This window comes from Paenibacillus plantiphilus, assembly GCF_927798095.1.
Lineage (GTDB): Bacteria > Bacillota > Bacilli > Paenibacillales > Paenibacillaceae > Paenibacillus_Z > Paenibacillus_Z plantiphilus.
The window spans coordinates 1-13,888 of record NZ_CAKMMF010000019.1 but is presented as its reverse complement, the minus strand read 5'-3'; the positions used below and the strand labels follow the sequence as shown (position 1 = coordinate 13,888).

The window sequence follows — 13,888 nt, the reverse complement described above, 5'->3', positions numbered from 1 at the left end:
GTATCGCCCGCCACACCAACATATAGAAAGCAGCAGGTGACTGTACATGAACAGTTGGAATAGGAAGCATCGGAATATACTGTACGCCCTCGTCGGAATTATCATAATCGGCATTGTCGCTTCGGGCATGCTATTATTCGGTGACGATGATGCGAGTACAATTACTAGTATTGAAAAAGAGGGCAATGAAACCAATGCGGCTATCGCGGCAAAGACCCAGCCTGTTGAGACGGCCAAGGAAACGAACGAATCAGAGCTTACTTTAGCCAAGCTGATCGAATTATATGGTAATCAGCCGCTCATCGACGCGCATAACCACGGTGCAAGCCGCCCGAATTATGATTCTCTGATCAAGCGATGGTCCGACTACGGTATTGACCGCATCGTCTTGTTCGGTGCTGTATCCGAGCCAAGCGCAGTAACTACCGATGAAACGGCATGGAAAGCGTATCAAGCCTATCCCGATGTGGTCATCCCCTTCTTCTCGGGGATCGATCTGCACGATTCTGGCAGTTTGGAGACTGTTCGCGAGAAGCTGGAGAGAGGTTATTTTGGAATCGGGGAAATCGCCGCTGCATCAAGCCACTCTCCCGTATTAGCCAATGTTCCATGGAAAACCGAGCATCCCATGGACGGATTTTTGCCTCAAATCTATGAATTATGCGCTGCGTATAAAGCCCCTCTACTTCTGCATATCGACCCTCCGAATGGGATGGTAATAGACAAGTTGGAGGAAGCGCTCACTGCGTATCCTGACACAACTTTTATTTTTGCGCATGCGAATGCGTTTAACTCTCCTGACAATGTTCGTCGCCTATTGGCAGACCACCCCAATCTGTATGCCGACTTTTATGCCGGGTTCACAGCCTTTAATGAAGGCAGCACGAATAGCCTTGAGGATTTCGTGGAGGTCATACGAGAATTTCCTGACCGCTTTCTGTTAAGCACCGATTCCGGATTCGGTCTGCGGAATGACAGGCTGGCTATTGAGGCGATGTATCGTCTCATCCATCTGCTGGATGACGAACAGCTGGCGCGTCAAATTGCGTATGACAATCTTGATGCCCTCATTAAAGAGCAGCCTGCAACGAAGACACAGCTCCAGCTAATTGAGAAGCTGGATCGGACAGACCTGCTTCCCGAGGACACCGCCCAGTTAACGAAAATTGAAGCTGGTCTGATATTGCTAGGACGATAGCGCAACCTTTTACAAGCATCCCTTGAGGAAGAAATTGGAGATTCCCATAGAGTCCCTGTCTACGCTTGCGTTATGAGGCGGTATGCGGAATGAATAGACGTTGTACGTTTCTACTCCTTATGCATTTATGCTAGAATATAGATTCGTCCTGTTTTCTATGAAATAAAAGCATTGAGGAGTAGATTCAAATGAATACAAGCTTCGAGACAGAGTCACAAAGCAATTACAACACAAGAAGGCGAAAAAGCAGAGCAACTCTTCCATTATTTCTATCGATCTGGATGCTGTTGATTGCGTCAGGCGTTGTTGGGGCGATCTGGTATACCGACCAAATAAAGAAGAACCTGACAGCTGCGATCAGCAATCAGACAGCCAAGCAAATTACGGACATGCAAACGAAATATGAAGCACGGCTGAAGGGAATGGAAACCAGTTTCTCTAATGAGATAACGAAGGTTCAGGGGAAGGTGGATGCGCTCAATCAGCTTCTCGAATTCTCGAAGGACAATGCGAGCAGCAAGACCGACAACAGCAACAAGCTGTACACGCAGCTCAATGATGTCAAGAAGCAATTGGCTCAGCTGAAGAAAGATCTGGATGTGCTGAAATGATTACGGTCAAGCAGCTCAACCGATTTTGTTTATTGGCTACCGCGCCTTTTGTCGGACTGATGATCTGGATGCTGGCGTCTACGATGACCATTTCCTTGCCCCAGCCTACATATCCTGATCCCGTCCCTAATAGCGAGATCAAATTAGTGAACGAGCTAAACGGCCTTCTGGGCAATCTGGACACTGCCAAGCAGCGGGCGACCATCACAGCCAAATCGATCAAGAAATCGATTGCTCTGTACCGTTCTACGAACGAAAGCATGATCCAAATCGTCAAGATCGCCTCTACCCAAGCAGGACGTCCCGCCAAAATTTATGATCGGCGCATCACAAGCAAGATCGGCACGCCGTACAGTCAGATTCAATCAGATAATATAACGGCTCAGCTGTTCAAGATAACGGCTCAGAATTTCAAAGGCTATGCGCTTAAAGTGAAGCTGAAGACGGACAAGAGCATGAAGATGGTGCTTGGCAAGGACAAGGTTGGAGAGGCTGAGACGACGCTCGCGGCAGTTAAGCGTTACAAAGCCATTGCCGGGGTGAATGCTGGAGGGTTCGCAGACAATCGCGGGCAGCGTTATCCGCTCAGCACTACGATGCTCAACGGCAAATATGTAAGCCAATTCGAAGCCTCTTATAAGGACCTGTTCTTCGTCGGAATGAATAAAAATATGAAGCTGATCGGCGGCAAGTACAGCTCGCAGAGTCAGCTTGACAAGCAGGAGCCGTTATTCGGCGCTTCCTTCGTTCCTGTTCTTATGAAGAGCGGCGTACCGCAGACCATTCCACAAAAGTGGCAGGTCAGCCCCAAGCGCGCTCCGCGTACTGTTGTTGCCAATTACAAGGACAATCAACTGCTGTTCATCGTGACAGACGGCTACAACGAGAACGGCAGCTCAGGAGCCACGCTGCAGGAAATGCAAATTTTGCTGTCGCGCTTCGGCGCCATTGACGGCTATAATCTGGATGGCGGCGGCTCGTCCTCGCTCATCTTCAACGGCCGTGTCGTCAACAAGCCTTCGGACGGACGGCTGCGTCCGCTGCCAACGCACTTCCTGTTCTTTAAATAATGGAGATGCCTTTCATCGGAGGAAGAATACATTTCGCTCCTCCTGTCGGTCCAAAAAAATATCCCATTCGTCAGCTAAATTGACGGATGGGATATTTCATTGCTAATAAAAACGAATATACAGAAGCAATTTAGTATCGGCTTGTAATCGATGCGCTGCCTGTAACACCGTTCGCAGCAGTTGCTGTTACAACTGCTGTTTCCGCTACTGGGTTGCCGAGTATAATAATGGCTTCACCATTGGCATTTGTAGCCGTAGAAAGTGGAACCGCCATATTTTTCGTAGCGGTTAATTTGAGCGTATGGCTTGGAATTCCATTGCCGAACCGATCCACCAAAGTTACTTTGACAAAGCTGACATCATCGACAATAATTTGCGGCAGCGGGGACTGGAATATAATTCTGGCTGGAGCATCAGGCGTAAATTGAATTCTAGCCGTTCCCGATGCTGAAGAGCCCGGCACAGCTGCAGTTATTACTGCCGTCCCTGCTCTCTCGCTCGTTACCGCAACGACTGCCTCGCCGCTGCTATTGGTCGTAACAGAAGCCGGAAGTGAAGCATTGCCAGTCGCCGTCAGACTGACAGCGGATTGAGTAACCGGATTGCCGAAGCGATCAGTTACCTTAATATGCACATTCCTGCTTGTACCGACAACAGCTGTCGCAAGCGGTGGCGTCAGCGTTACAATCGCCGGTTCTGCAGCTGTGAACGCTATGGTGAATGTTCCCGTAACCTGGGAGCCCTGCACAGCTGCTGTGACAACTACACTGCCTACTCCCTGACTTGTTACTGTCAATTGCGCCTCGCCATTCTCGTCCGTTGCAATTGAAGCCGGGATGGAGGTATTCCCTACAGCAGTCAGGTCAATCAGGCTGTTGCCAACTGGATTGCCGAATCTGTCTATCACCTGGAAATGAACGGCTACGTTAGTTCCCGCGGCAGCCGAACCCGTCGCTGGCGTTATCGTTACGCTGGCTGGATCAGCTGGCAGCCAAAGCACCTGAGCGGCAGCCTCAGCACCATTATAGACAGCTGTGATTCTGACCGTTCCTGCCTTTTCAGTCGTTACGGCAGCAACGGCCTCGCCATTGGCATTCGTCGTCACTGCGGCTGGAATAACAACATTATTCCCCTCTGCCGACAATTGAACAGCAGCGCCAGCAATCGGATTATTCAACTTGTCCGTCAATACAATGCGAAGCTCTGTGCTCGTTCCTGCCACAGCCATAGAGCTCTCAGGCGCAAGTGTCAGAATGACCGATTGATCATCAGGCAGGAATTGAATTTGGGCTGTGCCCGATACGGAAGAGCTGCCCACTCTTCCCGTTACAACAGCTGTACCTGCTTGCTGGCTTGTCACGGAAATGACAGCTTCGCCACTGGCATCAGTCGTTACTGTCGCTGGAAGAGTCGCTCCCCCTGTCGCTGTCAATTGAATGGCAGTGCTGGCAACCGGATTGTTGAACCGATCCTTCAGCGCAATCTTCACAACGACATTCGTACCAACAACGACCCTGTCATTGTCCGGTACAAGTGTTAGTGCTGCCGGCACATCAGCCGTAAACTCCACCCTTGCCGCACCAATTACGGATGACCGGTCAACAGTTGCATGAATAAGGACAATGCCTGCCTTCTCGCTCCTTACAGAAGCGACAGCCTCGCCATTGCCATCGGTCGTAATGGATGCTGGGACCTCGGCATTGCCAATTGTTCGGAGACTGATCGTACTGTTAGGTATCCGGTTATCAAACTTATCGAGCACAATAAAACGGATTGCCCGACTTGTTCCTGCAACTGCTTCTTGCGAATCCTGCAATATGGTCAATGATGCCGGTCCAGCAGGTACAATACGCACCTCCGTCGATACAGACTTCCCTTGGAATGTCCCGGTAATGATCAAGCTTCCGGCCTGCTGGCTCGTTGCAGTCACAATTGCCTCGCCATTCGAATTTGTCGTAGTCGCAGCTGGAATCACAGCTCCTCCTGTTGCACTCAAACCTACTGACGCTTGTCCGATAGGATTGTTGTATTTGTCTGTCAAACGGACACGAATTGCCGTTCCGTTCCCTGCGACAGCGGATTCTGACTCAGGAACCAATGTTAACACAGCCGAACCCCTATCTGGCGTAAACTCTATTTGTGTCGAAGCAGTTACGGAATAACCGCTCGCCTTCGCAGAAATATAAGCTATTCCCGTTTGAACGCCTCCCACCAGAAAAGCGCCTTCCCCATTGTTATCTGTCGTCAGCTCCGTTGGCACAAAGCCGCTGCCTGTTGCCGACATCGTAATCTTCACCTGCCGGACCGGATTGTTATACTTGTCCGTCAAGCGGACGCGCACTGTCGGTCTCGATCCTACAACTGCGGTCGTGCTTTGTGGTGTCAGCTTCAGCGTAACCGTGTTATCCGGTGTGAACTGAATTTGTGCTGTACTGGAAATGGAATAGCCATTCACTGTACCCGTCACCACTACGGTTCCCGCCTGCTGGCTCGTTACTGCAACATCAGCCTCGCCACTTGCGTTAGTCACAACACTAGACGGAAGCGATCCATTGCCTGTTGCTGCTAATTTGATCATTTGTCCCTTGATCGGATTATTGAATCGGTCCGTCAAGCGCAGACGTATATTCGCATTCGTTCCGGCAGCAGTCGATTGATTTTGCGGTGTCATCGTCAGCACAGATGTATGAATATCCGGCGCAAATGTGATCTGGGCTGTACCAGAAACGGAGTAACCATTCACTGTACCCGTCACCACAACGGTTCCAGCCTGCTGGCTCGTTACTGCAACATCAGCCTCGCCGCTTGCATTCGTCGTAACTGTGGGTGGAATGGATGCATTGCCCGATGCCGACAGGCTGATCGCCTGCCCGTTGACCGGATTATTGGAGCTGTCCGTCAAGCGAAGGCGTACAATCGCATTCGTGCCGACAACAGCAGTCTGTGATTGCGGGGTCAGCGTTAATGCAGCAGGCACAGGCTGCTTGGCCGTTAACTGATGATCCCTCTGGAAGTTATTATCCCAGTAGGTTACGCCATTCGCGACATAGCCGATAACATACTTTACTGCCTTCACATTGGGAGCGACATCGACGTTGAAGTCCCAATATTCAAGACTGTTGTTGCTTTTGGGCAGCGGACTTGTGTACACGGCGTCCTTTTCTTTGTATGTCGCCCAATTGTCGCTCGTATAGCGGATCGTCACTTTTTTGTGATGGGTAATATTTTTCAAATAAATCCGGCCTGAGAAAGCATTGGATGCTCCAAACTCGGCATTATCCAGCGACAGAAACGATTTCGCAAGAACACGGTCTGGCGCTGAGCTCCCTCCGATGCGGTAATTCTGATTGCCATTGTTGTCCCAATAGGTCTGCCCGTTAACGATATATTTGATCGCGAACTGGATCGGGTTGCCGGTATCGGCAACCGCAGCCTTGAAGCTCCACCCCTCTAAATTGCCTTCTGTCTTGCCTCCATAGGAAGCAGGGATATCACTCCATTGCCCATTGCCAGTCGTGTAATGAACATAGACCTCCTTCTGATAGCCAATATTGTTCACCTCGATGCCGCCGCTAAATTCATAGCAGCCGGAAGGGCAGCCCTTCTCAACCTTCGCAAACAGCAGCTTCACTGCAGCCGGACTGTTCGCATAGGCAGTCCCTTCGAATACATTCGGTGTCAGTGATGTCCATATTGCGCATACTAGCAACCACATAAAAACCTTCTTCATCATCTCGATTCCTCTCTTCTCTCGGGTAGTTTTCTCTACAAAACTGGAATAGTTTAGTAATTCCATTCAATAGTATAATAGAACCAATTCTAGTAAGGCTATCGCTAAAAATGTATGCTTTTGTCGATCTTTTATGTTTTTTACAGGTATTTTGGATGATAAACTCGAATAAAGGAGAAACAAAAATAAACCTTCAAAACTACGCCTGCTGAACCAGGTAGTTTTGAAGGTTTGTCGATCTCAAGATAGTAAGCTCCTTTGCAGGCAGCATGAGCTTGCGCCCTTGCACCGCGCGCAGCTCCCAGCGAGCGGTGCAAGGCTGCATAACGGTGAGCAGCCGGTCGCATAGCTGGCATTAGATTTCTGACACAAGCACCCGATATTCATAGGGTGTCAGCTCATCCGAATATGATCCGCCGGATACGCTGACGAGTTCGCCGGAGAAGCCATCCTTCCACTCGCCGGCAGGCAGCATTACCGGGACTGTCCGTGCTTCCTCTGACGGATTCATCATCACAATAATCCGCTCCTGTCCATCACTGCGCTCATAGGCAATCCGCCTGCCATTCTCCTCTGCCAGCAGGATGCGAAACGCGCCTGTTCGTAGTGCGGAATGCTTCTTCCGCAGCGCTATCACGCTTTGATGGTAGGCGAACAGCTCGCGATCCTGCCTGGATACATCCCACTCCATGCACTTGCGGTTGTCCGGATCGAATTCGCCATTCAGGCCGATCTCATCCCCGTAGTAAATACACGGAGCCCCCGCGAAGGTGAACTGGAACAGTACAGCCAGCTTCATCCTCCGCTTGTCATTGCCGCACAGCGTCAGCAGCCGCACCGTATCATGGCTTCCCAGCAGATTGAAGCACGCTTCGCTCGCCTGCTTGGGGTAACCTGCCAGCTGCCCGCTCACTGTATCGGCGAAGCTCACCGCATCCATATGACCGAATACGAAGAAATCAAGCGTTGCATTCGTAAGCGGATAATTCATAACGCCATCGAACTGATCGCCCAGCAGCCACATCAGGGAATCATGCCATACCTCGCCGAGAATGTATGCCTCCGGATTAGCCCGCTTCACTACTGCGCGGAATTCGCGCCAGAACTGGTGATCGACCTCGTTGGCTACATCCAGCCGCCATCCATCGATCCCGATTTCCTCAATCCAATACTTCGCAGCAGAGAGCAAATACGCCTTCACCTGTGGATTCTCCGTATTGAATTTCGGCATCGTCGCCTCGAAAGCGAACGTCTCGTATGTTGGAATTCCATCCTCGACCGCAAGCGGCCATTTGCGAATATGAAACCAGTCACTGTATTCGGAAGCCTCCCCTTTCTCCATAACATCCACAAAAGGAGCAAAGGTGACGCCGCAATGGTTGAAAACCGCATCCAGCATAACCCGAATGCCACGTGCATGACAGGCGTCAACAAGCGTCCTGAGCGTCTCATTCGTGCCAAAATGCGGATCAACCCGCATATAGTCCCCCGTGTCGTACTTATGGTTGGCAGGAGCTGCGAAGAGCGGATTGAAGTAGATCGCATTGATGCCGAGCTCGGTCAGATGATCCAGGTGATCGATAACACCCTGCAGATCACCGCCGAAGAAATTATCATATTCCGGCTTGCCGCCCCATGGCAGCACATTATCCGGGCTGATGGAGGGGTCGCCATTGGCGAATCGTTCCGTGAACAGCTGATAAAATATAGCATCCTTCACCCATGCAGGCGGTTTAAGAATATCAACGGAATGGAGGCACGGATATTCGAACAATCCTAAATGCACGGCAGGCGGAGCGGCGCTGAAGCCCTTCTCCGTGTACCATAGCTGCTGATCTCCAGCGGTTAGTATAAAGCCATAGCATAGACGTCTGTACAGCGGCTCGACAGCTGCTTCCCAGTAGTCGAACAGCTCATCACTGCCCATTATCCGCATCGCTTCGGTTTCCATAGCGCTCCACGGCATACATTTGTCACCGTGAATAACATCGACTCGCTCCACATCGCCGCGTTTCGTGCGAATCCGCACATGAACCGTTTCATTATCATATCCGTACGCCCAGTTCTGCTTGGGACGATGGTAGATGGCTTCCTTTAGCATGTCTGTTATCACTCCTGCTCTTTCTCTGTTGATCCTACTATGCGATCTATGCGAGCTGCTGCCTTCACCGCCGCTAGCCCTTCTCCGCTCCAGCTGTCAGTCCTTCGACCAAATACCGCTGCAGGAAGATAAACAAGGCAGTAATAGGAATCGCTACAAGCACGCAGCCTGCGGCGAATAAGGTGAATTCAGTGGCGAACTTGATCTTGACCATCTTGAACAAACCTACTGCAAGTGTAAGCTTGCTGTTGTCGCTCAGCACCATATTGGCAAATATAAAGTCTACGAACCCTCCGCTGAAGGAAGTCAACGCGACGAAGACGAGCATCGGCTTGGAGAGCGGCAGCATGATCCGCGAGAACACGATCCAATGGCTCGCGCCATCAATCTTGGCGGCATCCAACAGGCTTGCCGGAATGGTGTCGAAGAAGCTTTTGACATATAGAAAGCCCATCGAGGCTCCCGACGAATACACAAGAATAAGCGCAAGATGCGTATCCAGCAGCTTCAATTGAAGCAGCAAAATGTAGATGGCAATCATGCTCATGAAGCCTGGGAACATCCCGATGACAAGCAGGCCCAGCATGAGCTGCCGACGGCCGTAGAAGCGGAATTTGGAGAACACGTAGCCTGTAAGCGTGACGATAATGGTGGTGAGAACCATCGTGAAAAATGATATTTTCAACGTGTTGAGAAACCATTGTCCGTAGGGGTATCGCTCGAATAATTCTCGATAATGCTCCAGCGTGAACACGCTAGGGATGAGCGATTCGCTGTACAGCGCTGTCCCCTGCCGGAGGGACGACATCACGACCCACAGTGCTGGATAGATGCAGCCGGCAGCAATGATGAGCAGGCCCAGATAACCGAGCGTCAGCTTCGAGAATGTTCGAACTCGCTTGCTTTTCATCACCTTTCATCCTCCTCTCTGAACGCTTTCGTCCTTCTCAGATTCCAGATCGAGAATGATGCTATGAGGATAAAGATGAACAATCCGATAACGGAAGCGAAATTATATTTTCCATTCGTTAATGTCAGGTTGTACAGCCAGGTGATCAGAATATCTGTCTCTCCGGCGAACTTATAATCAGCATTAGCCGGCGCGCCGTTCGTGAGCAGATAAATCAGATTGAAGTTGTTGATATTGCCTGCGAACGACATGACCAGAAGCGGACCAAAGCCAACCATAATGGACGGAAACGTAATCGCCTTGAACTGCTGCCAGCCGTTGGCCCCATCAATCTCCGAGGCCTCGTACAAGTCCTTCGGTATCGTGGAGAGCAGACCGATTATCATGAGCATCGTGATCGGGAAGCCAATCCACATATTGACGATAATGACAGTGACCTTTGCCCAGAACGGGTCAGTCAGCCAAGGCAGACCGCTCAGGCCAAAATATTTCAAATATTGGTTGATCGGCCCGAATTGCCCATTAAACATATTTTTCATAATGAGCAGGGAAATAAATTGTGGAATGGCATAAGGAATAATGAAGATCGTGCGCCAAAATACTTTGAAGCGGATTCCCTTCATCTGAACCAGCAGCGCAACCGCAAACCCGCTGACAAATATCGTGACAGTCGCGCATACCGTCCATATGAACGTCCACAGTGTCACACCATACAATGTGCTGCTCCATGCCTTGACATTGAACATATCGAGGAATGACTTGAATCCCGTCCAATCAACCAGCTTCGCCGGAGGCAAATAATTCGGGAACGAGAAGTTCGTGAAGGCGAGCAGAATCATGAATAGAATGGGCATTACGGTGAAGAAAACAACCAGCAGCAGAGGCACGCTAAGCACGAGCTGGGGGAATCTCTCCGTCGTCATTCGCTTCAGCGTCTTCCCGATCCCATTGGCCTGTATTCCCTTCTCGCGAAGACGTCCTACGACAAACGCATCCCGAATATTAAGCAAATAGAGCAGCGCGATCACAAGGCTGGCCAGCAGAATGATAATCCCTTGAACCAAAAGAAAGATCGAGTGGTCGCCCCTTACATTGACATATACTCTTCCTACCTTCTCCAGATGATCAGGCTGCTCGCCAAGCGTTGTCAGTGCCCACATGCCGAAAGGAAGCGCAGTCATGATGAAGTAAATGCCGGTCATATAAAATAAAAGCATAACGATCCCTTTGAAATACTGACGGTTGTAAAGCTGACCTAATCCCATGCCAAGGACGGATAAGCTCATTGCCAGTTTACGATGCTGAGCCACGTTCCGATCAACCCCTATTGCCTATATTTATCACCATCGCCCGCCCGCTCGGACGGGCAATGGCATACCGCTTGCCAGCTGCTGATCCTGCTACTGGTCTTGTGTAGCAATGCCGGTCTTAATATCTTCGACCGCCTTATCCAGCGATGTCTTCACATCCTCGCCGTTCCAGATCAGCTCCAGCGCTTGCTCAACCGGCGTCCACACTTGACCCATCTCGATTATGGTAGGCATCGGCTGTGAATTCTCCAATTGCTTGAGCGCCGCCCTCACCATCTCATTGCTCTGGATCGCAGGCTCGCTGTCCATTCCAGTACGCGCCGGGATGAAGCCCGTGATCTCAAAGTTCTTCAGCAGCGCTTCCTTCGAGGTCGAATAGCGGGCAAACAGCTTCGCCGCATTCGGATATTTGGAATACGTGCTGACATAATACGCCTTCACGCCTGCCAATGTAATCGGGTCCTTATCGCTGCCTGGCATTTTGGGAAGAGGAATCATCGTTACTTTATGCTTCAGATTGGAATACGCACCAATATTCCATACACCGTCAAGGTTGATTGCCAGCTTCCCATCCTGGAACAGGGAACGCTTAATATCGTCGGTTGTATCCGCTGAGGCCATAGGAAGAATGTCGCGCAGACTTTGGAAGAATTTCAAGCCTTGCACCGAGCCTTCGTTGTTCAGTCCGATATCCGCTGCATCTGTTTCTTTATTGCCAAAAATATATCCGCCGTAGCCGGAGAAGAACGGATATGTCCAATAAAGGCTCGTCAATTGGCTCATGAAGCCGTATTTGTTTTCCTTCAAATCGTTAAAGCCTTTAGAGAAATTGACGATATCCTCCCATGAGTTAATCGGCGTATCGCCAACAAGATCCTGATTGATGAAGAGCGCGTAGGTTTCCATATTTCGCGGATAGCCGTACAGCATCCCCTCAACCGTCACTGCCTCTACAGCTGCGGGAAGAAATTCCGCCTTGGTCTGCTCCTCGTAGTAATCATTGGGCAGCACAAACCCGCTCTTCACCGCATTGCCAAGATCATTATGCGGCAGTGTAATGATGTCCGCAGCCAGCTCAGCCGGTCCGTCTGTTTTCATTTTCTCCAGCTGCTCTGGTGCGCCCTGATCCTCAACCTTGACAGGAATGCCGTATTTGGCGGTGAACTCCTTCGCAATCTCCTCCAGGAAGGGAAGCCCATCCTTGCCATCCCACACAAGCAGCGTCGCTCCTTCCTCTGGTACGATCTCTTCATCTGCCGCGCCTGTCGGTGCATTGCCGCTTCCTTTATTCTCCGCCTTGCTTTCATTCGCCTTGTTGCCGGAATTAGTGCTTTCGCCAGCGCCGCAAGCCGTTATAGCGATTGCAACCGTCAATGCGAGCAGTATAATGAATCCTTTTCTCATGATAGACACCCTCTCGAATAGTAATATATTGGTTTTGCAATTCGTGATTTTATGATCATCAAATAATGTAAGCGCTTTCATTATTGCCAGGGTTAGCGCGGTAAGCGCTGTTAATAAGAAGCCTACTAATGGAGATGCCTATTGTTTTTTATAATTGCGTAGTTTAATGAATCGGCGCTGTGCTTTGACGCACCTTCAAACTAACCGGCAGCACCACCTTTCTTGATTGTTGCCTGCTCTCTCCGACGATCTGATCAAGCAGCAGCCTGACGGTGATATTGCCTCTCTCGATGATGTCTTGATTGACAGTCGTTAGCGATGGAATCATGAAATCGGTATAGAACAAATCGTCGAACCCTACAATCGAAATGTCGCGCGGAACCTGAACCCCGAGCTCATACAGTCCTTTAATGAGGCCCATTGCGCCAACGTCGGAGAACACGAACACTGCTGTAATATTCATCCGAGGGTCCGTAATGTACTGCGAAGCCTGATAACCGCCTACTGTCGATACCGGCTCCTCCCTGATCAATTCGGGATCATAGGGCAGACCCGCTTCCTCCAATGCTCTGCGATACCCGAGCCAGCGCTTGTAATTAACGCCATCCTGCTGCAGCTTGCCTGAGAGAAGCGCAATTCGCTGATGTCCGAGTCCGATGAGATGCTTCGTTCCCAGATAGCCGCCCATTTCATCATCCAGCAGCACCTGATACAGGCTGGAATCCGACATGTAGCTGTCCATAAATACACAGGGCACATCAAGAGACAGAATTTGATTCAAAATCGGCGACCCCTCGAAAGTTCCCACCACGATCAAGCCGTCGAGATGCCGCTCGCTAACGAAGGAGAAGCTCTCTCCCTCATCCACGCCCAGAAGGATGACATGGAACTGATGGTTGCGCGCCCCCTCTTCGATGCCAAGCACAAGCTGCCAATAGAACGGATTGTCCTGCAGGCGGCCCTTCTCCAGAAAGGGAACAACAACAGCAATCAAATGTGAATTTTTATCCCGAAGATTGCGGGCTGAAGCGCTAGGAGAAAATTGCAGCTCCTCAATCACTTGCTTCACCTTTCTAATCGTATCGGGTGAGGTTCGGCCTGAGTTGTTAATCACATTGGAGACTGTCGTTACCGAGACATTCGCTTTCCTCGCTACATCCTTAATCGTTACTTTTCCCACAATTATTCACCTGTCCATATGTGATTTAACGTTTCACCAACCAAGCCGCAAAACTATAACGATAATAACAAACTTTGCGCTTGAAGTACATGTCTGCGAGTCTATTGTCCACGAGGTTATTTTTGATGTAACGTTTCATCAACATAATCATAATATAATAAAGAACTTTTATGTTGTCAATAACAATATTGATAAATCGTTACACCTTTTTATCCCATTCCTCTTTACTGGTGCAAATCGGATAGGAGGCTATCCATTAGTTGAGTAGCCGACCTTCCACACCACCGTGCATACCGTTCGGTACACGGCGGTTCCTAAGTTTACGTCTGTACAGTCTTGTAATGCTCCGAGAAAAATGTGTATCCGGCTTGTTT

Annotated in this window: 9 protein-coding genes; 3 read left to right on the top strand and 6 right to left on the bottom strand. The window is 50.1% G+C overall.

Translation table 11 applies throughout. The annotated features are described in order from the left end of the window. Positions 1-46: 46 nt before the first annotated feature. The 3 genes from L6H65_RS16600 (at position 47) to L6H65_RS16590 (ending at position 2,879) form a co-directional block, all read left to right on the top strand. Complete coding sequence (locus L6H65_RS16600) at positions 47-1,198, top strand: amidohydrolase family protein (protein ID WP_236343715.1); 1,152 nt, start codon at positions 47-49, stop codon at positions 1,196-1,198. A gap of 188 nt (positions 1,199-1,386) precedes the next feature. Then, complete coding sequence (locus tag L6H65_RS16595) at positions 1,387-1,809, top strand: hypothetical protein (protein ID WP_236343714.1); 423 nt, start codon at positions 1,387-1,389, stop codon at positions 1,807-1,809. Next, positions 1,806-2,879, top strand: a complete 1,074-nt coding sequence (locus tag L6H65_RS16590) for a phosphodiester glycosidase family protein (protein ID WP_236343713.1) — start codon at positions 1,806-1,808, stop codon at positions 2,877-2,879. The genes L6H65_RS16595 and L6H65_RS16590 overlap by 4 nt, the downstream gene beginning before the upstream one ends. A gap of 130 nt (positions 2,880-3,009) precedes the next feature. Here L6H65_RS16590 and L6H65_RS16585 read toward each other — a convergent pair whose 3' ends face one another. From L6H65_RS16585 to L6H65_RS16560, 6 genes are all read right to left on the bottom strand, one after another. After that, positions 3,010-6,612, bottom strand: coding sequence for an Ig-like domain-containing protein (locus tag L6H65_RS16585; RefSeq protein WP_236343712.1), 3,603 nt, complete (start codon positions 6,610-6,612; stop codon positions 3,010-3,012). Between the two features lie 352 nt (positions 6,613-6,964). Beyond that, complete coding sequence (locus L6H65_RS16580) at positions 6,965-8,710, bottom strand: alpha-glycosidase (RefSeq protein WP_236343711.1); 1,746 nt, start codon at positions 8,708-8,710, stop codon at positions 6,965-6,967. Positions 8,711-8,783: 73 nt separating this feature from the next. Next, positions 8,784-9,620: a sugar ABC transporter permease gene (locus L6H65_RS16575; protein WP_236343710.1), complete on the bottom strand. Its 837-nt coding sequence runs from the start codon at positions 9,618-9,620 to the stop codon at positions 8,784-8,786. Further along, entirely contained in the window at positions 9,620-10,930 is a 1,311-nt protein-coding gene (locus L6H65_RS16570; protein WP_236343709.1) for a carbohydrate ABC transporter permease, read from the bottom strand. The genes L6H65_RS16575 and L6H65_RS16570 overlap by 1 nt, the downstream gene beginning before the upstream one ends. 90 nt (positions 10,931-11,020) lie before the next feature. After that, a complete protein-coding gene (locus L6H65_RS16565; protein WP_236343708.1) occupies positions 11,021-12,334 on the bottom strand; it encodes a sugar ABC transporter substrate-binding protein in 1,314 nt (437 codons plus the stop codon). 163 nt (positions 12,335-12,497) lie between these two features. Continuing rightward, the gene (locus L6H65_RS16560; protein WP_236343707.1) at positions 12,498-13,514 is read right to left on the bottom strand and encodes a LacI family DNA-binding transcriptional regulator; all 1,017 of its coding nucleotides are present in this window, start codon (positions 13,512-13,514) and stop codon (positions 12,498-12,500) included. Between the last annotated feature and the right edge of the window lie 374 nt (positions 13,515-13,888).